Origin of the sequence: Gluconacetobacter aggeris (assembly GCF_014174395.1) — a bacterium.
In the GTDB taxonomy this organism is placed as follows: Bacteria; Pseudomonadota; Alphaproteobacteria; order Acetobacterales; family Acetobacteraceae; genus Gluconacetobacter; species Gluconacetobacter aggeris.
In genome coordinates this window covers 1-21,606 of the sequence record NZ_JABEQD010000007.1, presented here as the reverse complement: position 1 = coordinate 21,606, position 21,606 = coordinate 1, and the positions used below count along the sequence as shown (strand labels likewise).

Sequence of the window (21,606 nt, the reverse complement as noted above, 5' to 3'; positions counted from 1 at the left end):
GCGACGTGATGGGATCGTTCTTTGCTTCGGATGCGTTCGAGGCAGGAACGATGCCCGGGCGGATCGGGCCGCCCCGGTCTGTCAAGGTGGAACATGGCTGATGGCGGCGGTATTCAGTCCACGCGCCAACGTCATCGTCGCGGTGGCGATGCTGGGGGCCGTGGGTGCCGTCGTGGGGCTGTGCCTGTGGTGGTTTGCCTGGCCGCGGTCGGATTATGTCCGGCATGTCGGGTGGGCGATCCAGCAGCCGGTTCCTTTCAGCCACCAGCATCATGTTGCGGGACTGGGGATCGATTGCCGGTTCTGCCACAGCAGCGTCGAGCGTAGCGCGCAGGCCAGCCTGCCGCCGACTTTCACCTGCATGACGTGCCATTCGCGGATCTGGACCAATGCCGCCCTGCTGGCGCCGGTTCGCGACAGCCTGACGGAAGACCGGCCGATCGCCTGGGCGCGGGTGACGGATGTGCCGGATTACGTTTATTTCAACCATAGCATCCATGTTTCTAAAGGGGTTGGGTGCGGGAGTTGCCACGGCAACGTGGCGCGCATGCCCCTGACCTTCAAGGCGAAGACGCTGACGATGCAGTTCTGTCTGGACTGCCATCGCAATCCGGGGCCGAACCTGCGTCCGCTTGCGCATGTCTATGACATGGACTGGCATCCGGACCATGCGACGCCGTCTCCGGCGGATCTGATGCGTGCCTATCATATCGGCGGGCGGAACCTGACGGAGTGCTCACTATGCCATCGCTAGAGGGGCTGCCGGGCGACGAACGGGACTGGATCGGGCGCTTTCCGCAACTGGAGCAGGCGCTGGCGCATCCGCTGGACCGGCGGCGGACGCTGAAACTCCTTGCCCTGGCATTGGCCGGCGGCGGGCTGGCGGGATGCGATCCCGGGACGCCGGATCGCGGCTTCGTCTCGGCCGTGCGGGCGGCGCCGGGGGTGGTACCGGGCGTGCCCAACATCTATGCCAGCGCCCATGTGCGCGATGGCTATGCCAACGGCATTCTCGTCACCCATCAGATGGGGCGGCCGATCAAGGTGGAAGGCAATCCCGGGCATCCGTCCAGCCTGGGGGCCACCGATCTGTTCGCGCAGGCCGCGATCCAGGATTTCTATGACCCCGACCGGGCCAGCGGGCCGTTGCATGATGGGATGCCTGCCGCGTGGCAGGAGGTGACGACCGCTCTTCAGGCTCTGCGTGCCGGGCCGGGTGGGGCGGGCGCCCTGGGCGGAGCGGGTTTGCGCATCCTGACCGGGACGGTGACCTCGCCTACGCTGGGGGCGGCGATCGATGCGCTGCTGGCGGCCCATGCCGGGGCCATCTGGCATCGCTGGGACGCCATCGGGCGGGAGGCGGTGCGGCAGGGGACGGCCATGGCCTATGGGCGCCCGGCGATGGTGATTCCGGATTTGCGGCAGGTCGATGTTGCGCTGGCGGTGGAGAGCGACCTGCTGGACAGCGCGCCGGGGCATCTGCGCCATGCGCGGGCCTTCGCCGGGCGGCGCAATCCGGTGCTGGGGGACATGAGCCGCCTGTATGCCGTGGAACCGACGCCCAGCCTGACGGGGGTGGCGGCCGATCATCGCTTCATTGCGGCGCCTGCTGCCTGTGAGGAGATCATCGGGCGTCTGGCTGCGGCTCTGCTGCACAATGAGGAACCTTCGGGCGGTCCGGACTGGCTGGGGGCGGTGGTGGCCGATCTGCGCGCGCATCGCGGGCGGGCGCTGATCCATCTCGGCCCCGATTACGGGGCGCCGGCCCATGCTGCGGTCCATGCGGTGAACGAGGCGCTGGGTGGGCGGGGCAGGGTGTTCGATGTTTTCGAACCGCCTGAATATCGTCCGCTGCAGCCCGTTTCCACCTTGTCGGACCTGATGGACGATATGGAAAAGGGGCGTGTGCGTGCGCTGCTGATCCTGGACGTCAATCCGGTCTATCAGGTGCCGCGTTTTGCGGCGGTGCTGCCGCGTGTTCCTCTCAGCGTCGCGCTGGCGGATCGGCCGCATGAGACGGCGCGGGCGGCGCGGTGGCATGTTCCGCTGGCGCATGGGTTCGAAGAATGGGGCGATGCGCGCGCCGATGATGGTACGGCGACGATCCTCCAGCCGCAGGCGATGCCGCTCTATGGCGGAACCAGCGCCGCGACCATCCTGCGCTTCTGTGCCGGAGAGGTTGGCCGCCCGGCGCGGGAACTGGTGCGGCAGGTCTGGCGGGAGCGTCTGGCGTCGGAACGTGACTGGCGGGCGGCGCTGGCTGCCGGGGTTATTCCCGGTACGGCCAGCGCGCGCCTCGATGTGGCGATTTCGCCCGTCATGCCGCCTCTTTCGCCCCGTGGGGCATCCGCGGATCTGACGTTGCTGCTGCGGCCCGACCCGCATCTGTGGGATGGGCGTGAGGCGAATAATCCCTGGTTGCAGGAATTGCCCCAGCCGCTCAGCAAGGGTGTCTGGGGGAATCCGTTGCTGATTCCGCCGGATCTGGCGCGATCAATGGATTTGCGCAACGGGGATGAAATCGCGCTGTCGGTGGGCGCGCGCCGGGCCGTGCTGCCGGTCTGGGTGCAGCCGGGGCAGGTATCGGGCTGTGTCGTCGGGCTGCTGGGATCGGGGCGACGGCATGCCGGGGAAACGGGGAATGGGGTCGGTACCGACCTGTATCCGCTGCGCGATGCCGTGGGGCCGGTGCGGATTGCCGCTACCGGCCGCAGGGTCGAGGTGGCCTGCACGGAACATCATGCCACCGTGATTGCCGATACGCCCTCCGACATCGTGCGGCATGGCACGCTGGCGCGGTTTCGGCAGGAGCCGGGATTTCTCGGTACCGAGCAGGATCATCGGGCATCCGAAGCGGCCCTGTACCGGCGGGACCCCGGCGCGCCGGTGGCGTGGGGGATGAGCATCGACCTGAATGCCTGTATCGGCTGCAACGCCTGCATGATCGCCTGTCAGGCGGAGAATAATGTGCCGGTGGTGGGGCGGGACGAGGTGCTGCGCCAGCGCGAGATGCACTGGCTGCGGATCGATCGCGCCTATGAAGGAACGCCCGATGCCCCGGACACGTTCTTCCAGCCGATGCTCTGCATGCATTGCGAGCAGGCGCCGTGCGAAACGGTCTGCCCCGTCGGCGCCACGATGCATGATTCGGAGGGCCTGAACGTGATGGTCTACAACCGATGCGTCGGCACGAAATTCTGTTCCAACAATTGTCCTTACAAGGTCAGGCGATTCAACTACTTCGCTTTTGCCGAGGAAGAACGCCGGCCGCCGATCAGTCGTAATCCGGACGTTTCGGTGCGCGCGCGCGGGGTGATGGAGAAGTGCACCTTCTGCCTCCAGCGGATTGCGCAGGCGCGCATTGCGGCCGACCGGGATGGTGCGGCGGAACAGGTGGTGACGGCGTGTCAGGCCGCCTGTCCCACGCGGGCCATCACCTTCGGCGATATCAATGATCCCGATGCTGCCGTCAGGCATCGCAAGGCCAGTCCGCTGACTTATGGTGTGCTGCCGGAGCAGGGCACGCATCCGCGCGTGACGTATGAGGCGCGCATCCGCAACCCCAATCCGGCTCTCGAATCATGAGCGCCCCGGCCGTCATTGCCGCCGGCGAGACCGCGCAATCGGTGACCGAGCGTATCTGTGCGGTGACGCTGCGGGAGGGGGCACGTCCCTGGACGCCGCTATGGTGGTGGGTGGCCTTTGCAGTCTCGCTGGGGCTGCTGGGGATGGGCGTGATCTCGGTCGCGTGGCTGTTCTATGCCGGGTTGGGTATCTGGGGCATCGACTGGCCGGTGGCCTGGGGGCTGGATATTCTCAATTACGTCTGGTGGATCGCCATTGCTTCGGGCGGCACGTTTATCTCCGCGCTGTTCTTCCTGCTGGGGGTGGAGTGGCGCACGGCGCTGAATCGGCTGGCGGAAAGCCTGACCCTGTGCGCGGCCCTGTGCGCCGCGATCTTTCCCATCCTGCATCTTGGGCGGCCGTGGTTTTTCTACTGGCTGTTTCCCTATCCGAACACGATGGGGTTGTGGGCGCAGTTCCGCAGTCCATTGGTGTGGGATTTCTTTGCGATCCTGACTTACGTTCTCGCGTCGATCCTGTTCTGGTATTTCGGCCTGCTGCCGGATCTGGCGACCTTGCGCGATCGCGCGGGGCGGCCGGGGCAGCGTGTGTTCTATGGTGTGCTGGCACTGGGTTTTCGGGGATCGGGCCGGCAATGGCGGCATTATCGGGCGGTCTATGCCGTCATGGCCGCCCTGATGGCGCCGCTGGTGGTGTCGGTACACAGCATCGTGGGCATGGATTTCGCGGGGAGTGCGGCCACCGGCTGGCATTCCACGCAGTTTCCGCCCTTTTTCGTGTTCGGTGCGGCGCTGTCGGGGTTCGCCGTCGTGCTGGTGGTCGTTCTGCCGCTGCGCGCGCTGCTGGGACTGCAGGCCTATGTGACGGCACGACATATCGATGTACTGGGCCGGCTGTTCCTGACCAGTTCGCTGTGTGTCGCCTATGCCTATCTCATGGATGCGTTTTCCACGTTCTACGGCTCGGACCCGGCGGAACGGACGATGTTCGTCCTGCGTGTCTTCGGCCTGTATGCGCCGGTCTATTGGGGCACCATCGTCCTGAATATCCTGTTGCCGCAATTGTTGTGGTGGCGCGCGGCGCGGATGACCGCGCCCCTGGTCTGGCTGATCGGGCTGGGCGTGCTGGTGGGCATGTGGCTGGAGCGGTTCCAGATCATCGTGACCAGTCTGGCGCGGACGCAGATGCTCTCTGCCTGGGGGCAATATACGCCGACCATATGGGAATGGAGCCTGCTGTTCGGCACGATCGGGCTGTTCCTGACCACGTTCCTGCTGATCGTGCGGCTGATGCCGGTGGTAGCGATGGCGGAAATGCGGGCGATGCTGCGGGGAGGGGTGGGATGATCGTCGCCGCCTTCGCTACCGAAATGGGGATGAGGGAGGCTGCCGCCGAAATGCGGCGCGGCGATTGCGGTTTTGTCGAAACCTATATGGCGATGGAGCCGTGGGAGGCCGAGGACGGCGTGGAGGGGGGCTCCGTCCTGCCGACCGTCATGCTGGGCGGCGGGATCGTGGGCGGGGTGGGAGGCTTTCTGATGCAGGCCTATGCCACGACCGTCAGCTATCCGCAGAATGTCGGCGGGCGGCCGGATCTGTCCTGGCCATCTTATGTGCCGGCGACTTTCGAACTGGCGGTTCTGGGGGCGGTCGTCGCCGGTATGGCCGGATTTCTGCTGCTGGCCGGGATGCTGCGCCTGTATGAGCCGGTCGATGAGGCCGATTGCATGCGCGGAGCCATGCTGGGGTCCTATGTGCTGGTCGTGCGCCCTGCCGACAGTGCATGCGCGCGACGGGTGCTGGCCCGGCATGCCCCGATCAGGATCGAGGAGGTGGCGGAATGATGCCGCGTCCTGCCACTGTCCTTGGACTTGCTGCCGCGCTGGTGCTGATCGCCGGCTGTGATGACATGACCAAGCAGAAGAAGCAGAACCCGTATGCCAGTCGTGCGACCGCGCCTGGCGAGGTTCCGGCCGGTACGGTGGCGTATGGCGAAATTTCCGCCCCGGTGCCGCCGGTGACGATGGCGCTGCTGGAGCGTGGACAGACCGAATATCACGTCTTCTGCGCGCCCTGCCATGCGGAGACCGGCGATGGGCACGGGATGATCGTGCAGCGCGGCTTTCCCGCGCCACCGCCGCTGGCCGCTGAGCGCCCGCAGTTTGTCTATGATGTCATAACCAACGGTCGGGGCGTGATGTATGGTTTTGCCCAGCGGATCGCGCCGGAGGATCGCTGGGCCGTCGTTGCCTATGTGCATGCGTTGCAGCGCAGTCAGCATATGATGGTGGCCGACCTGACGCCGGAACAGCGGGTTGCGCCATGACCGGGGCTCGGCTCCCCGGCGAAGGCGTTGCATGGGTCGTGGCCGTGCTGGCGGGGGTGGTGGTGCTGGCGGGGCTGGTTTGGGTGCCCCATGCGGTCTATCGCCCGTGGCTGGGGGCGTGCGCGGCATGGCTGGGCTGGCCGCTGGGCAGCATGGCGTTGATGCTGGTGCATGCGCTGACGGGCGGGCGTTGGGGCGAGATCCTGCGACCTGCCCTGCGTGCCGGCGTGGCGACCCTGCCGCTGGGGCTGCCGGCGCTGGCCGTGCTGCTGGCCGGGGCGGAGGAGCTTTATCCCTGGCTGCATGGGGAGGGAGCGGCGCATGCCGCGAACCGGTTCTATCTGAACCCGCTCTTCGCCCTGCTGCGGATTGCCCTGTATGCCGGGATCTGGGGCACGCTGGGAGTGTTGTGCCTGCGTGGGCAGGGAATGGCGCGTATTGCGCCGGCGGGGCTGATCCTGCTGGCCCTGACGTTCAGTTTCGCGTCCATCGATCTGACGGAATCACTTGATCCGTACTTCAATTCCAGCGCCTACGGGCTGATTGCCTCCGCAGGGGCCGGCCTGCTGGCATTGGCGCTGGCCATGCTGCTGGTGCTGCTGGCGGGCATCCCACGGGGCGACCGGATCGTGCTGCGCGAACTGGCCCGGCTGTTGCTGGGGCTGACAATGCTGTGGGCGTATCTGGATTTCATGCAGTTCCTGATCGTCTGGCAGTCCAATCTGCCGGTCGAGGCGGCGTGGTACGGCCGCCGCCTGCATGGCGGGTGGGGGAGCGTTGCGGTGGGGATCGTGCTGCTGCATTTCCTGCTGCCCTTTGCGCTGCTGATGCTTGCGCCGTTGCAGCTTCGGCGCCCGGTCGTGCTGGGCGCGGCGGGGCTGCTGGTGGCCATGGAGGTGGTGCGCAATCTGTGGCTGGTGCTGCCGGGGCAGGCGTCGGTTTCGGTGCTGCTGACGCTGGCGTCGCTGCTGCTTTTTGGGGCAGCGGGGGCGGCGCTTGGCATCCGGGCGATGCAGCGGGAGGTGCGCCATGCCTGATGGTCCCGCCCCGCCTTTTCCCCGCCCGCGGCACGAGGCCCGGGACGTTGCCCTGCGTCCTGTCCTGGCCGTTGGCCTTGGGGTGGGCGTGGCGTTGGTGATGCTGGCGGTGGCGGCCAATCTCCTGTTTCCGCAGCACCGGCTGGACAGGCTGATGGCCGCGCCTCTGCCGCCGATGGCAGCACCCGCGCTGCAAAGCGATCCGCCGGCCGACATGGCGGCCTTTCGCGCGGCGGACATGGCGCGGTTGAACGGGTTCGGCTGGGTCGATCGCGCGCATGGGGTGGCGCATGTGCCGATCGGGCAGGCGATGCGGCAGGTGGCACGTGAGGGGATTCCAGACTGGCCTGCCGGCGGGGCGGAGCAGCCATGATCGGGCGGGCCATCCTGGCGGCGCTGGTTCTGACGGTCTCCATGCCGGCATGGGCGGGCACGATGCGGGATCTGGCCTTCACCCAGCGGCAGGGGGCGACTCTGCCGCTGGATGCGCGCTTTACCGACACGACGGGGCGCAATTTGCCGCTTGGGGCGTTTGTGGACGGTCATCCGGCGATCCTGTCGATCGGCTATTATGCATGCCCCAATCTCTGTGCGCTGGAACGCGAAGACCTGCTGCATGCGCTGGATGGCAGCGGGCTGAAGACGCCTGACGATTACACGCTGATCGTCGTCAGTATCGACCCCGCCGAAGCCGTTGCGCTGGCGCGTCAGGCCCGGGAGGACGATCTGGGCCGCCATGCCACGCCGGGTGCGGAGCGGGGCTGGCATTTCCTGGTTGGAGAGGGGGCGTCGATCCGGCGGCTGGCGGATGCGGTGGGGTTCCATGCGCGCTACGATCCGGGGCTGAAGCAGTATCTGCACCCGATGGGGCTGGTGTTCACGACGCCGGCCGGGATGGTTTCGGGCTATGTGCTTGGGGTGGGCTACCGCTCCGGCGATGTGCGCCAGGCCGTGATGCAGGCGGCGGCGGGGCAGAGGGCCGAGGCGTCGCCGGTGCTGCTGCTGTGTTTCCATTACGATGCGGTCACCGGGCGCTATACGCTGGCCGTTCGCAAGCTGCTGCAACTGGGCGCGCTGATGACGGTGCTGGTCCTGGGGACCCTGCTGGGTATGGCGCATTGGCGGAGGGTGCGATGACCTGGCTGCCCGAAGCCTCGGCCCATGCCATGCGGATCGATATCCTGCTGGCCGGGCTGGTGATCATCAGCCTGGCGGTGCTGGGGCTGGTGTTCGGGCTGATGGTGCTGAACGTGCTGCGTTTTCGCGCCGGCCGGACGACGGCCATCGCGCGGGCTATCGCCGAACATAAGAGCTGGGGGTTCGAGATCGCCTGGACCTCGGCAACGCTGGCGATCTTCTTCGGCCTGTTTCTGTGGGCGACGCAGCTTTATGTCGTGGGCTTTCGGCCGCCGGCCGATGCGATCCAGATCTATGTCACCGGCAAGCAATGGATGTGGAAGATCCAGTATCCGGGTGGTCAGCGCGAGATCAATGCGCTGCATGTGCCGGTTGGCCGGCCGGTTCGGCTTCTGCTGACATCGGAAGACGTGATCCACGATTTCTCGATCCCGGCGCTGCGGATCAAGCATGATGTGCTGCCGGGCCGGTACCAGAGCCTGTGGTTCACGGCGACGCAGACCGGATCGTTTCGTCTTTATTGCACGCAGTTCTGCGGACTGGGCCATTCCCGCATGACCGCCACGCTGACGGTCATGAATGCCACGGATTATGCCGGCTGGCTGAACAGCGCCCCGGCCAGCGGCAGTCTGGCGACGGTAGGGGAGGCCCTGTTCATCCGCAGCGGTTGCAGCGGCTGCCATGCCTCCAGCCGCTATGCCCCGGATGCGGGGGATACCAGCCGGGCGCCATCGATGGTCGGGCTGTACGGCAGCCGGGTGGTGCTGGCGGATGGGCGGGCGACCGTAGCCGATGCGGCTTTCCTGCATGATTCGATTCTTGATCCGCCCCGCAGGCAGGGTGCGTCGTTCGCGACCGAAATGCCGTCCTTTCGCGGCGTGCTGGCCGAGGACGATCTGGCCGCGCTGGTCGCCTATCTGCAGACCCTCTCGCCCAGCCTTCCTCCAGAAGCAGGGAATTGAATGCGATGTCGGAAAGCTATCTCTGGCAGGACGGCACCCTGCGATCATGGCTGCTGACACGCGACCACAAGCGGATCGCGCTGCTCTATCTGGGATCGATCACCGTTTTCTTCGCGCTGGGGAGCGTCGGCGCGGCGCTGATCCGGCTGCAATTGCTGGAACCCACCGGCACCATCCTGTCCGATGCGACCTATAACCGGATGTTTACCATGCATGGCGTGGTGATGGTCTGGCTGTTCCTGGTGCCGTCGATCCCGGTCACGCTGGGCAATTTTCTGGTGCCGCTGATGCTTGGCGCCCGTGATCTCGCCTTTCCACGCCTCAACCTCCTGAGTTGGTACCTGTTCGTGGCGTCGGGGCTGCTGGTGCTCTATGGCCTCTTCCGGGGCGGGCTGGAGACCGGATGGACCTTCTATACCCCGCTTTCCTCGGACTATAGCGAGGGCAGGGTGCTGCCTGTCGTGCTGGGTATCTTCCTCAACGGGTTTTCCTCGATCGCCACCGGGGTGAATTTCATCGTCAGCATCCATCAACTGCGGGCGCCGGGGATGACGTGGTACCGGCTGCCGCTGATGCTGTGGGCGCTCTATGCCACCAGCGTCATCCTCGTGCTGGCGACGCCGGTCCTGGGCATGACGCTGCTGCTGCTGGCGTTCGAGCGGCTGTTCCGGGTGGGGGTGTTCGACCCGACACTGGGTGGCGATCCGCTGCTGTTCCAGCAGATGTTCTGGTTCTACTCCCACCCCGCCGTTTACATCATGATCCTGCCCGGCATGGGGGTGGTCAGCGAGATTGTCAGTACCTTCTGCCGCAAGCCCGTATTCGGCTATCGCTTCGTGGCGTGGTCCTCGATCTCGATCGCGGCGATCGGGTTCATCGTGTGGGGGCACCACATGTTCGTGGCCGGGGAATCGCTTTATTCCGCTATCGTCTTTTCGATGTTCAGTTTCTTTGTCTCGGTTCCATCGGCCATCAAGGTCTTCAACTGGCTGGGGACGATGCATGGCGGGTCCATCCGGCTGGATGCGCCGATGCTCTATGCGATGGGCTTTATCGGCCTGTTCACCGTGGGGGGGCTGACCGGATTGTTCCTGGCGTCGCTGGCCGCCGACGTGCATCTGACGCAGACCTATTTCGTGGTCGCGCATTTCCACTACATCATGGTCGGCGGCATGGTGTCGGCCTATTTCGGCGGATTGCATTACTGGTGGCCCAAGATCACCGGGCGGATGTATCCCGAGATCTGGGGACGGCTGGCCGCCGCCCTGATCTTCTTCGGCTTCAACCTGACCTTTTTCCCGCAATTCATCCTGGGCTTCGAAGGCATGCCCCGGCGCTATGCCACCTATCCCGCGCAGTTCCAGATCCTGAACGTATTGTCCTCGGCCGGGGCGGGTATCCTGGCCGTCGCCTATGTGATGCCGCTGGTCTATTTCGGCTGGTCGCTGTTTCGCGGCGCGCGGGCGCCCGACAATCCTTGGGGGGCGACGGGGCTGGAATGGCGGACCTCGTCGCCGCCGCCCACCGAAAATTTTGCCGAGACGCCGGTCGTGACCACCGATGCCTATGATTACGGGGATCTGGACGCCCGTACTGGCGTGGCGGATGCGGGAGGGCCGCATCATGTCTGACGGATCGGTGCTGGACCACCATTCCCCCTATGAGACGCCGCTGCATCGCGACGAGAGCGCGATCGCCGGCATGTGGCTGTTCCTGGCCAGCGAGGCGTTGCTGTTCGGCGGCCTTTTTCTGGTCTGCCTGGTCTATTCGCAGACCCGTGCCGGGGGATGGGCCGAGGGCGTGCGCCATACGAACCTGGCGATCGGGGCGGTCAACACCCTGATCCTGATCACCAGCAGCGCGGTCTATACGATGGCGGTCGAGTCGGGTAGGCGCGGCGACAATCGCGGCGTGGTTCGGGCCGGACTCGGCGCTGCGGGGTTGGGCCTGGCGTTCCTGGTCCTGAAGGGTGTCGAATGGGGGCAGGAATTCAGCGAGAACCTGTTTCCCGGGCCGCATTTCGCCCTTCATGGTCCGGAGGCCGGGGCGGCCGCATTGTTCTACAGCTTCTATTTCCTGGCGACCTTCCTGCATGGCATGCATATGGTGGTCGGGATCGGGTTGATCCTGTGGATCTGCCGCAAGGCCCGGCAGGGGGCATTCAGTCCGGCATGGAGCACGCCGGTCGATATCGTGGGGCTGTATTGGAGCTTCGTCGATCTGATCTGGATGCTGCTGTTTCCGCTGCTCTATCTGATCGGACGGGCGTGATGGTGCGCATCGCGGCCTGCTGGGGGATGCTGGTCCTGCTGCTGGCCGCGGAGCTGGCGGCCACCTGGGCGGGTGACGGCATTGCCGTCTGTGTGGTGGCGGTCCTGATGGTTCTGGTCATCGTGCTGGGGTTCATGCAGATCCTGCGCGGGCCGCCGCTTGCGATCATCTTCGCGCTTGGCGGACTGTTCTGGCTGACGATTCTGCTGGCGCTGGGCAGTCTGGACAGTTTTACCCGCACGACCGTTCCGGTGCCTGGGGGCGCCCTGGATGGTCCTGCCTTGCCCGACCGCGCGGCCGTTCCGAAGGAGAGCGGATAGTTTCATGAAAGATACACGAAAGAAATAGTCGGATACGGCTAGAGAGGGCACGTCCTTCATCAGGGTATGCCGCTTGCGATGAACGTGATTCTGAACGATCGACTTGCATCCGCCAGTTATCGGACCGTCTTTGTTTCGGACGTCCATCTGGGAACGCGCGATTGCCGTGCCGACCTGCTGGCGGAATTCCTGCGCAACCTGACCTGTCAGCGCCTGTATCTGGTCGGCGATATCATCGACGGCTGGAAGCTGAAGCGGTCGTGGTTCTGGAACAGTCATCATGACGATGTGCTGAACCTGATCCTGCGCATGGGACGCAGCGGGACCGAGATCATCTATATCCCCGGCAATCATGACGAGATGTTCCGCCGCTGGCTGCCGCATGAGCTGGAAGTCGCCGGCATCCGTCTGTGCGGAGAGGCCGAGCATGTGACCGCCACCGGTCGGAAATTCCTGGTCCTGCACGGAGACGAATTCGACAGTGTGGTGCGCTATGCCCCCTTCCTGGCGATGCTGGGGGACCGGGCCTATACGCTGGCGCTGGTCGTCAACCGCTGGTTCAACCTGGTGCGGCGCCGGCTGGGGCTGCCTTACCGCTCGCTGTCGCAATGGCTGAAGCGGCAGGTGAAGAGCGCGGTCATGGCCATCGACCGGTTCGAGACCGCCGTGGCGGACGAGGCGCGGCGCCGGGGTATGGACGGGGTGATCTGCGGCCATATCCATCATGCGGTGATCAAGGACTTGGATGGCGTGCTGTACATGAATGACGGCGACTGGGTCGAAAGTTGCAGTGCGCTGGTGGAACATCATGATGGCAGCATGGAACTTCTGGACGTGACCGATGTTTGCAATCGGTTCCCGACACCTGCGCCGCTGGCATCGCCCCTGTTTGCCGCCGGTGCCTGAGTGACGGACGGCGTGGCTGCCGCTGTCGAACGGCAGGAGGACACGGCGGCAAGCTCCCTGCGTATCCTGATGGTCAGCGATGCGTGGTATCCGCAGGTCAACGGCGTGGTGCGTACCGTCTCGCGCCTGCGGGACGCGCTGGAAGCGACGGGGCATACGGTCGAGATCATCGGCCCGCATCTGTTCCGCACCGTGCCGTGCCCCACCTATCCCGAGATCCGGCTATGCATCCTGCCCGGCCGCCGGCTGGACCGGCTGATCGAAGCCTTTCGGCCCGATGCGATCCATATCGTGACCGAAGGACCGCTGGGCCTGGCCGCGCGTCGCTGGGCGATCCGCCATGGGCGGTGCTTCACCTCGTCATTCCATACGCGTTTTCCGGAATATATCCGCGCCCGTATCGGGTTCTCGACGCCGCTGCCCTATCGCTTCCTGCGCTGGTTCCATGGTGCGGCGGCGTTGACGCTGGTGCCGACGGCCAGCCTTCTCGAAGAACTGCGCGAGCGGGGCTTCGCGCATCTGGAATGCTGGACCCGGGGTGTCGATGCCGACCGGTTCCATCCTGATGCCGCCGCGGTCGACTGGCGCGTTCGGTATGACATACGCGGTCCGTACCTGCTCTATGTCGGGCGGGTGGCGGTGGAGAAGAATCTGGAGGCGTTCCTGTCGCTGGATCTTCCCGGCACCCGGATCGTGGTGGGGGACGGGCCGGATCGGGTGGCTTTGGCCGCGCGCTATCCGGGCGTGCTGTTTACCGGCTATCTGACCGGTGCGGATCTGGCGGCGGCCTATGCGGCCAGCGACGTATTCGTCTTTCCCAGCCTGACCGACACGTTCGGGCTGGTGATTCTGGAAGCGCTGGCCTGCGGAGTGCCGGTTGCGGCCTTCGACGTGACCGGGCCGCGCGATATTCTGCCGCCGGGCGTGTCGTCGGTGGGTGCCATCGGGCCGGACCTGCGGCGCAATATCCTGGCCGCGCTGCGGGGGGATCGGGCCGCCTGCCGGGCTCATGCCGCCCGGTTCACCTGGGAGGCCTGTGCGCGCATGTTCCTCGATGCCCTGACGCGCGCGCAGAATATGTCCGTGCGTTGAACGGCTGAGCGGGCGGGGCGTTTCCGGTTACGGCGGTTCGACGGGATGGACCGACGGCCGAAAACACCGTAACGGGGCTGGGCGCCGGGGATGACCCCGGCTCTGCCAGGAAGGGAAATCCTCATGGAGGGCGTCATTGCCGTTGTTACGGGCCTGCTTCTGAGCCTGTTCGGCCTGATCCTGACGGCGGTTGCCGCGATCGAGAATCTGGCGCGGCAGGTCCTTGCCGGTATGGGCATCCGGGGCGAGTTGCAGACGGCGCTTCTGATCATTCTGCTGGTCAGCCTGGCGATCGGTGCCTTCCGCCTGTTCGGGGGCGTGTTCGCCGTTCTGATCGGGCTGGTGCTGATGTTGATCCTGCTGCACGCCCTGCTGGTGACAGCGGGCGTGCCGGTGCATTGACCTGGCCCTGGCCTATCTGACGGGTGGGCTGAAGGTTCCGGTACTGTAGACGATGCGGCCACCGACCATGGTGAGCAGGACCCGGGTGCCGGCGATCTGCTCGGCCGGGATGGTGGCGATGTCGCGGTCGAGGATGATGAGATCGGCGAATTTTCCCGGCTCGAGCGAGCCGGCGACCGGGTCGGAACGAAGCTCATAATTCGCATTGATGGTGATGGCGCGCATCACGCTGGCGCGCGACAGGCCCGGTTCCGCGCCGAGTGGCTTGCCGTATTGCGCGCCGGCGGCAGGCGCGTTGGTGCGGGTGACGCCGACCTTGAGCGCGAACCATTCGTCGAGCGGGTCGACCGGCCAGTCGCTGCCATAGGTGATGCGGGCGCCGGCCTTCTCGAGCTGCCAGGCAGGTTCGAGATACGGGGCGCGGTCGGGGCCGATATAGGGCAGCACGCCCTTGGTGGTATCCGGAGCCTGTTTTTCCCATTGGAAGGACAGGACAGGAGTGGCGTTCAGCGCGCGGTAGCGGGACATGTCGGCGGGATCGACCATTTCGTCATGCGCGATCGCCGGACGGAAATCGTTGGCGGGGAGCGCCTTGCGCGTGGCCGCGATGGCGTCGAGCGCCAGGCGGACGGCGCCGTCGCCATCGGCATGCATGTGCGGGTCGAAGCCTGCCGTGACGAGGGCCTTCAGCAGCGGGCTGAGGGTTTCCAGCGGGAAGTAGGGGGCAGGGCCCTTCGACGGGCCGGGTTGCCAGTCCGGATGGTCCTTCGTTCCCTTGTTGACCAGATAAGGGGCGAGCAGAAGTCCGGTCTGGGATGGGGCGGTGATGACGCCATCCATGAACAGTTTGACGTTGCGTACCGTGACGGAAGGGGCGGGGGTGAGGGGGCCCTGGTCGTAGCGGGCGCGAATGGTGGTCAGGCGCTTGATGTCGCCCGCGATATCCTTGCCCTGCGCGGGCTCGATCACGGGTGCGAAATGGGCGCGGGCGGTCAGTTTGCCCTGTTTTTGCAGGGCGGTGAACGAATCCAGATCTTCGGGCTGGGCCCAGGCGTCGAGAAAGCCGGTGATGCCCTGGGCGCGCATGGCGGCGAGGGCCGCTGATGCCGCCGCGATATTTTCCTGTGTGGTTGGGTGCGGCAGCACGGTCATGACCAGATCCAGCGCCGTGTCCTCGAGGATACCGGTTGGCTGTCCGTCCGGGCTATGGATGATCTGGCCGCCGGTGGGATTGGGCGTCGCTTTGGTGATGCCGGCGCGCCGGAGGGCGGCGCTGTTGGCCAGCAGCGAATGGCCGAAGGAAGAGAGGACGATGATGGGACGCGTGCTGTCGATGGAATCGAGCGCGTCTTTCGTCATCCGCAGGCCGGCGGGCTGCATCGCCTCCTGGAACCAGTTGCGGACGACCAGCCAGCCGGATGCGGTGCGGTAGGCGGGGTTGGCGGCGCAGGCGCGAATGCGGGCGGTGAACAGGTCGGCGGTCAGCGGAAGATAGTCCAGCGAACAGCCGATCAGGTTCTGGCCACCCACCAGCGGATGCATGTGGCCGTCGGTCAGGCCCGGCATGACCATATGGCCCCTGAGGTCGATGGTCTTCGTATGGGCATCGGCGTGGGCCGGTGCATCGGCGCTGGAGCCGGTCCAGACGATCCGTCCATCACGGATGGCCAGGGCTTCGGTCGTCCTGTCGTCATGATCGACGGTGCGGATGGTGCCGTTGGTCAGCAGGATATCGGCCGGGGGGGCGGGGGCGGCAAGCGTGGCATGGGCCGCGAGGAGAGAGGAGGCGGCAAGAAGGAGCGAGGCGCGGCGCATGGCAATCCGGACGGCTGTGGACACGATGTCCTGCCATGAGGATACGGATGTTGCGATGTGTCAATGAGAACGACGCCGGGGCACCGCGCGCGGTTCGCGTGGAGGGGCGGCGGGATTGCGGGTCTATCGCTGTCGGCGGAAGGCGACGTGGCGGGACAGGCCCGCCGACATCTGGCGCATCGAGGCGACATAGCCGGGCCATGACAGGGTGCCTGTCCCGCGCTGCCGGTCGGCGCGACGGGCCCGTGGGCTCCGTGTCAGGCATATGGCCTGATGGCGGTCGGCGGAGGCGGACTGCCTGGTGCCGATCCAGTCACGGACCAGGATATGTCCGATGATGCCGGCCGCGTGTGTCATCGACATGGTCCTCCTGTCCAGGATACCGGGCATTGAACCCGGAGAGATCAGTAAAGTTCAGACACAAACCCGAGACTTGTCCGCCATGACGATCATCGGGGCCCCCTGTCATGGCCGCCATGGCCATCATGCCCACGGTTGCCGCCGGGGGGACCTCCGTGGGGCATGTCGGCATGGGGCATGCTGCCGCCCCGACGATCACCGCCCCGGTTATCGCCACCGCGCGCATTGCCGGGGCCGCCGCCGGGGAAGCCCCCTCCGCGGTGGTCGCCCGGCGGCGGACCGCCTCGGCCACTCCATCCGGGCCCCGGCCCTCCGGGACCGGCGCCCCAGTGTCTGTCAGGACCCCCGCCCGGTCCCCGGCCGCGGACGACCTCTCCGCGGCCACCGCCCCAGCGATCGTAGCTGGAGAACCATGGGCGGTCGCGATAATGCGTGCCCCAGTAATGACCGAAGGCGAAACCGATCAGGGGCAGGCCTATCATGGGGCCATATTCGCTCAATGGTCCCGGCGATCCGTCATACAGGATCTGCACCCGGTCGGAGGGGGCCCAGCCGCGATAGGGGCCTCCGGCCACGTCGCACCATCCCCAGCCCGGCTGGCATCCGAAAATTTCGATGGGGGCGCCCGGCGGCAATGCCCCGACAATGGGATAGGCCGGCGATGGGCCGGCGAAAATGTCCGTGCCGCCGACGACCACGCCGGGAGCCGCCAGTGCCGGCCCCGCAAGGCCGATACCCGCGAGGAATGCGGACAGGATGATCTTTATCCTTATCGTCATCATCTTTCGGCCCCGCGCGGCGCAACGGGCGCGTCGACACACCCGCGACCATGCGTCATGTCCTGCCAGACTGAGCATGTTTCCCGGAAAAGAAAAGCCCTGCTGCGGCGGTCCCGGCGCCGTGGTGCCGGACCGTGCCGTCATTTCCCTTACCAGGCCTGTCCGAACAGCAGGACGCCGGCATAGAACATGACAAGAGCAACGATCCCGCCGACCATGACGGTCCAGTACCCGATCGAGCGGGGTGGTGTGGCGGAGATGCCGCGTGTGATCGTATGGGCCATGACTGCCTCCTTTTCCGAGGGTCGTTCTTACCCGTCTGCCCGTTGCTGGACGTGGGATGTGCCGTCGCGGGAACAAGGCGTGTCGCATGATCACATCCCCACGATCCATCCGAGGGATGATCCCGATAGGGGATTTGCTTGTCCGGTGCCGGGCAATGCTGGCATGCTGGCGGCCTTCCGCTGCGATAAGGATGTTTTCACATGCGCTTGCACCTGCTTCTTTCGAGCCTGGCCGTCGTCACTCTGATCGGCATGTCGGCTCCGGTTTCCGCCGCCGCGCCGTGTCGGGATGCCAAGGGCAAGTTTACGACCTGTCCCAAGCCGAAACCCGCCAAATGCCGTGACGAAAAAGGGCGTTACGCCAAATGCCCGGCCCAGGGCGCCGGCCCGGGCTGACCGGGCAGGGCGTCGTTTCCGATTTTGTCCGGCATCGCCGCTTCCTCCAGGATGAGCAGTCTGGGGCGGGATCTTCCTGTCGGCCAACCTTTCCCGCATTTTCTCGAGACTCTGCATTCCGGCATGTGATCGGTTCGGCGGGCGACGCGGTGTTCGGCTTACGGGGCCGTCGTCGGGACAATGTCAAGGAACTGTTTTTTGTGTCTTTTTAAGACTGTAGGAGAAAATAAGACTATACCAAATTGTTTCGTTTTGTTACTATTGATAGGGGTTGCAGGTAGACATATTTCGACAAAATGAATATATGTATTGGTGTACGGACGGTTTCGGATTTTTGGGTGTGCGCGACCTCGCACCGGGTTGCCAATTCCTGGCCGGCAGGAGGGCCGTAGAATGTTGGACCCTCTTCATCGGACAGGAAGCGAACATTGGAACCGGTGTCATGAGTAGGATTCTGCAACAATATGACAAAATGGGCGGCTCCGAATCTCCATGTCCGCTCGGTGGCCTGTACGCCAAAGTGACGTAGGGTGTATTGAGTTATATCATGTTACATTTTTACTTGCTGAATGGCAGGTATGTGTAGAAAGTGTGCGGATATGACCTGTCGAACATTGCGGGCGGCCAGCGGTATGGAATAAGAAAAATCCAGATATCGGGTCGGGTGGGCTGACCGTCGCTATCGTCTCCAAGCAGTCCTGAATGTCCTGCGTGAGGTGATTGCAGGGTGGAGAATTGATTCATGAGGGAGCCGGCGTTGTACAATGGGCCGTCATCTCTTTCGTCGGTTCTGAATGCGCTGGCCGGCGGCGTGATCATGGTCGATGACAGCGGCATGGTGGTTTTCGCCAACGACGCGTCCGTGGCGATGTGCGGCGGAGGGGGCGATTCGTGGGTGGGGCGGCCGGTGCGTGACATGGTGCCCGCGCTGGACCTGACATCTGGCCCGGTACCCCATGAACTGCCGCTCTTCCGGCCTGGCTGCCCGGTTCGTTGGCTGGAAGCGGTCGTCGCGCGTGGCGATGCATCTGACGGTGCGGCATGGATCGTCACGCTGCGTGATGTGAGCGTGGAGGTCGGCCGGCGTGAGGCCGGGGAGCTCTGTTCCACCGTCGTCAATCGGACCGACCGGGGTGTGATGGTCCTCGATGGGCTGGACCGGATCACTTACGTCAATCCGGCCTTCAAGCACCTGCTGGGCTATCGTCCGGAAGATGTGCTGCTGCGGGATGTCTCGGTCGTCTTGTCGGCGGAAGAGGCCGACATGCCGGTCCTGCGCGAGTTCCGGTACAATCTGCGGAGCCGAAAGGCGTTCGAGATCGATCTGAGGGCGCGGTCGCGCGGGGGACGCGAGATCTGGCTGAGCACGGCCGTGAGCCCGGTATGTGATGATGGCGCGGCGGATGGCGATGTCATCGTCCTTCTGGCCGACAAGACCCGGGCGATGGAATTGCAGAGCCTGCGGCAGGACGTGACGACGGCCCTGAGCAGTGCGACGGACTTCAATGACGTCATGGCGCTGATCTGCAAGAGGGTCGAGGCGATTTTGCCGGATGTCCTGATGTCGGTCCTGCTGGTGACGGAAGAGGGCACGGCCTGGATGGCGGGCCGGGGCGCGATGCCGGAATCGTTTGCATCGGGTTTTGATGGAATGGTCGTCGGCCCAATGGTGGGGACCTGCGGAGCGGCGATCTATTCGGGCCATGAGGTCCTGGCCCCCGATATCGAGACAGATCCGCGCTGGACGCCTGCATTGCGCGACAAGGTGCGCCCGCTGGGGATATGTGCCAACTGGTCGATACCGGTGCGCCTGCGTGACGGCACCGTGGCTGGGGCGCTGGCCCTGTATTTTCTCGACCGTCGGGAGCCGACGCTGTGGCATCGGCGGGTTGTGGATGCCTGCATCCATTTCTGCACGCTTGCGGTCGAGCAGGAGCGCGCGCGGGTGCGAATCGCGCAACTGGCGCATTACGACGCGGTGACCGGTCTGCCCAACCGGACGTGGCTTCGCGAGCATCTCGCAAGTCTGCAGGACGGGCCGGGCTGGTGCGGCCTGACGCTGATCGCGATTGACCTCGATCAGTTCAGGACGATTCGTGACGGGCTTGGTGGCGCGGGGGCGGACGAACTGCTGGAGACGGTCGCCCAGCGGCTGAAACGCGCGGTAGGGCAGGAGGGTATCCTGACCCGTACCGGTGAAGACGAATTTTCAATCGTGACCGGATGTGGCCGTACCCCGATGGGGCCGGGCTGCTGCGTGGACCGGGACGGGTTCATCGCGGTCGATCATGCGTCAGTGGTTGCGGGTGCCATCCTGCGTAGCATGGCGCTTCCGTTTGTCATCAACGGCTTGCCGGTTACGTCGGGCGTCAGCATCGGCATCTGTGCCGGCAGTGAAAAAGGCGGCACCGTCGATACGTTGCTGCGCAATACCCGGATTGCGGTCTCGCGCGCGCGGGATGCGGGTGGGAACTGCTACCGCTTCTTCAGTCCGGCGATGAACCAGCGGGCCCGTGACCGCGTCATTATGGGCAGTGCGCTGAGGACCGCGCTGGCGTCCGATCGGCTGCGGCTGGTGTACCAGCCCCAGGTTTCGCCGCATACGGGCGCCATCCATGGGGTGGAGGCGTTGGCGCGCTGGCATGACCCGGTGCGCGGCGATATCTCGCCGGTGCGCTTTATCCCGCTGGCCGAGGAAACCGGCCTGATCCAGGCGCTCGGGGAATGGGCGCTCCGCCAGGCCTGCCGCCAGATGGCACGCTGGATGGCGGAAGGGATCGGGATTCCGTCGGTGTCGGTCAATCTGTCCGCGCGGCATTTCCGGGAGCCCGGCCTGCCGTCGATGATTGCCGCCATCCTGCAGGAGACCGGCATTCCGGCCAACCGCCTGATGGTGGAAATGACCGAGAGCACGATGATTGCCGATCTGGACAGCACGATCCAGGCGGCGCGTGCCATCCGAGCCCTGGGTGTCGGCCTGTCGATGGACGATTTCGGCACTGGTTTTTCCACGCTGGCCAATCTCGTCAACCTGCCGCTGAATGAAGTGAAGATCGATCGCAGCTTCGTGGACGGGTTGAATCGGGTCGATGAGAGCCGTCTGATCGTGAACGCCGTCCTTGGTATCGGTCGCAATCTGGGTATGTCGATCGTGGCCGAGGGGGTCGAGACGAAGCAGCAGCTTGAGCTTCTGGACGAGCTTGGATGCCCGGTGGTGCAGGGATTCCTGATTTCCCATCCGCTGGAGGTCGAGCATCTGGCGGGTTGGGTGCGTACGTGGCTGCAATCCTATCCGGCCTCGCTGGCGCGGCTGCCCGCGGCGTAGCCAGGTTGCGTGGCCGAGGGCGACGTGCATCCGCTTCGGTCGCCGGCGGGGGCGTGACTGCCGGATTGCCGCACGGGTGATGTGCGCCGCGTTTCTGCTCTCCACCGATATTTCTGAAATATCCTCTCATTGAGACGGTGCGGGATGTCATAAAAACTTAATTGCCCTTCCGATCCTGTTCGATTGAAGCCCGAGGGGGCGAAATGTATTGGAGGAACGGATTAAGGACGGCATCGGGAATAAATGGATGCAGCGGATGCCGCGATCCCGGAACATGATTCCGGTGAGAGAAACCACAAACACGGCAATCGGTGACCGCCTGTTTGCGGGGCTGGTACGTCTGTCGGGTTGGCTGATGCTTGGCCTGCTGGGCGGGTTGATCGCGGTTCTGGCGTGGGGCGGGCTTTCGGCGTGGTTGGCGTTTGGGCCGGGCTTTGTGTGGAGCACGGTGTGGAACCCTGTATCGCAGCATTTCGGGGCGGCGGCGCCGGTGTTTGGTTCGGTGGCGACGACGCTGCTGGCGCTGGTGTTCGCGGTGCCGCTGGCGTTCGGCATTGCCTTCTGGCTGGTGGAGATGGCGCCTGCGGTGGTGGCGGGGCCGATCGGGATG

At 65.3% G+C, this 21,606-nt stretch carries 21 protein-coding genes and 1 pseudogene; 18 read left to right on the top strand and 4 right to left on the bottom strand.

Going from position 1 to position 21,606, the window contains the following annotated elements:
* Nucleotides 1-100 precede the first annotated feature (100 nt).
* From HLH36_RS11150 to HLH36_RS11080, 15 genes are all read left to right on the top strand, one after another.
* Entirely contained in the window at nt 101-754 is a 654-nt protein-coding gene (locus HLH36_RS11150; protein ID WP_182986456.1) for a cytochrome c3 family protein, read from the top strand.
* Nucleotides 742-3,585 carry a 4Fe-4S dicluster domain-containing protein gene (locus HLH36_RS11145; protein WP_182986455.1) on the top strand — a complete coding sequence of 948 codons (2,844 nt, stop codon included), beginning with the start codon at nt 742-744 and terminating at the stop codon, nt 3,583-3,585. The genes HLH36_RS11150 and HLH36_RS11145 overlap by 13 nt, the downstream gene beginning before the upstream one ends.
* On the top strand, nt 3,582-4,931 hold the full coding sequence (nrfD, locus tag HLH36_RS11140; protein ID WP_182986454.1) for an NrfD/PsrC family molybdoenzyme membrane anchor subunit: 1,350 nt from the start codon (nt 3,582-3,584) through the stop codon (nt 4,929-4,931). Before HLH36_RS11145 ends, nrfD begins: the two co-directional genes overlap by 4 nt.
* Nucleotides 4,928-5,428, top strand: coding sequence for a DUF3341 domain-containing protein (locus HLH36_RS11135; RefSeq protein ID WP_182986453.1), 501 nt, complete (start codon nt 4,928-4,930; stop codon nt 5,426-5,428). Before nrfD ends, HLH36_RS11135 begins: the two co-directional genes overlap by 4 nt.
* On the top strand, nt 5,425-5,910 hold the full coding sequence (locus HLH36_RS11130) for a c-type cytochrome (RefSeq protein WP_182986452.1): 486 nt from the start codon (nt 5,425-5,427) through the stop codon (nt 5,908-5,910). Before HLH36_RS11135 ends, HLH36_RS11130 begins: the two co-directional genes overlap by 4 nt.
* Entirely contained in the window at nt 5,907-6,947 is a 1,041-nt protein-coding gene (locus HLH36_RS11125; protein ID WP_182986451.1) for a hypothetical protein, read from the top strand. Before HLH36_RS11130 ends, HLH36_RS11125 begins: the two co-directional genes overlap by 4 nt.
* A complete protein-coding gene (locus HLH36_RS11120) occupies nt 6,940-7,320 on the top strand; it encodes a hypothetical protein (RefSeq protein WP_182986450.1) in 381 nt (126 codons plus the stop codon). The genes HLH36_RS11125 and HLH36_RS11120 overlap by 8 nt, the downstream gene beginning before the upstream one ends.
* The gene (locus HLH36_RS11115) at nt 7,317-8,084 is read left to right on the top strand and encodes an SCO family protein (protein ID WP_182986449.1); all 768 of its coding nucleotides are present in this window, start codon (nt 7,317-7,319) and stop codon (nt 8,082-8,084) included. The genes HLH36_RS11120 and HLH36_RS11115 overlap by 4 nt, the downstream gene beginning before the upstream one ends.
* Complete coding sequence (gene coxB / locus HLH36_RS11110; RefSeq protein WP_182986448.1) at nt 8,081-9,046, top strand: cytochrome c oxidase subunit II; 966 nt, start codon at nt 8,081-8,083, stop codon at nt 9,044-9,046. Before HLH36_RS11115 ends, coxB begins: the two co-directional genes overlap by 4 nt.
* Before the next feature lie 5 nt (nt 9,047-9,051).
* A complete protein-coding gene (locus tag HLH36_RS11105; protein WP_182986447.1) occupies nt 9,052-10,677 on the top strand; it encodes a cytochrome c oxidase subunit I in 1,626 nt (541 codons plus the stop codon).
* Nucleotides 10,670-11,317 carry a cytochrome c oxidase subunit 3 gene (locus HLH36_RS11100; RefSeq protein ID WP_182986446.1) on the top strand — a complete coding sequence of 216 codons (648 nt, stop codon included), beginning with the start codon at nt 10,670-10,672 and terminating at the stop codon, nt 11,315-11,317. The genes HLH36_RS11105 and HLH36_RS11100 overlap by 8 nt, the downstream gene beginning before the upstream one ends.
* Complete coding sequence (locus tag HLH36_RS11095; protein ID WP_246376740.1) at nt 11,317-11,637, top strand: hypothetical protein; 321 nt, start codon at nt 11,317-11,319, stop codon at nt 11,635-11,637. The genes HLH36_RS11100 and HLH36_RS11095 overlap by 1 nt, the downstream gene beginning before the upstream one ends.
* A gap of 78 nt (nt 11,638-11,715) precedes the next feature.
* Nucleotides 11,716-12,543 (top strand): UDP-2,3-diacylglucosamine diphosphatase, encoded by an 828-nt coding sequence (locus HLH36_RS11090; protein WP_182986445.1) that lies wholly within the window; start codon nt 11,716-11,718, stop codon nt 12,541-12,543.
* Nucleotides 12,544-12,600: 57 nt separating this feature from the next.
* On the top strand, nt 12,601-13,635 hold the full coding sequence (locus tag HLH36_RS11085) for a glycosyltransferase family 4 protein (protein ID WP_182986583.1): 1,035 nt from the start codon (nt 12,601-12,603) through the stop codon (nt 13,633-13,635).
* A gap of 123 nt (nt 13,636-13,758) precedes the next feature.
* A complete protein-coding gene (locus HLH36_RS11080) occupies nt 13,759-14,037 on the top strand; it encodes a hypothetical protein (protein ID WP_182967992.1) in 279 nt (92 codons plus the stop codon).
* Between the two features lie 12 nt (nt 14,038-14,049).
* Here HLH36_RS11080 and HLH36_RS11075 read toward each other — a convergent pair whose 3' ends face one another.
* The 4 genes from HLH36_RS11075 to HLH36_RS20070 form a co-directional block, all read right to left on the bottom strand.
* Complete coding sequence (locus tag HLH36_RS11075) at nt 14,050-15,876, bottom strand: amidohydrolase (RefSeq protein ID WP_338030437.1); 1,827 nt, start codon at nt 15,874-15,876, stop codon at nt 14,050-14,052.
* Nucleotides 15,877-15,975: 99 nt separating this feature from the next.
* Nucleotides 15,976-16,215 carry a hypothetical protein gene (locus tag HLH36_RS11070; RefSeq protein ID WP_246376739.1) on the bottom strand — a complete coding sequence of 80 codons (240 nt, stop codon included), beginning with the start codon at nt 16,213-16,215 and terminating at the stop codon, nt 15,976-15,978.
* An 86-nt stretch (nt 16,216-16,301) separates the two neighbouring features.
* Nucleotides 16,302-16,994, bottom strand: coding sequence for an SH3 domain-containing protein (locus tag HLH36_RS11065; protein WP_246376738.1), 693 nt, complete (start codon nt 16,992-16,994; stop codon nt 16,302-16,304).
* Between the two features lie 146 nt (nt 16,995-17,140).
* Entirely contained in the window at nt 17,141-17,275 is a 135-nt protein-coding gene (locus HLH36_RS20070) for a hypothetical protein (protein WP_275943789.1), read from the bottom strand.
* Between the two features lie 201 nt (nt 17,276-17,476).
* Between HLH36_RS20070 and HLH36_RS11060 the strand changes: the two genes are divergently transcribed.
* The 3 genes and pseudogenes from HLH36_RS11060 to pstC all read left to right on the top strand — a co-directional run.
* A complete protein-coding gene (locus tag HLH36_RS11060) occupies nt 17,477-17,671 on the top strand; it encodes a hypothetical protein (RefSeq protein ID WP_182986444.1) in 195 nt (64 codons plus the stop codon).
* A gap of 742 nt (nt 17,672-18,413) precedes the next feature.
* Complete coding sequence (locus HLH36_RS11055; protein WP_220792805.1) at nt 18,414-20,996, top strand: EAL domain-containing protein; 2,583 nt, start codon at nt 18,414-18,416, stop codon at nt 20,994-20,996.
* A gap of 283 nt (nt 20,997-21,279) precedes the next feature.
* Nucleotides 21,280-21,606: pseudogene (pstC, locus tag HLH36_RS11050) on the top strand (phosphate ABC transporter permease PstC); the annotation flags it as partial.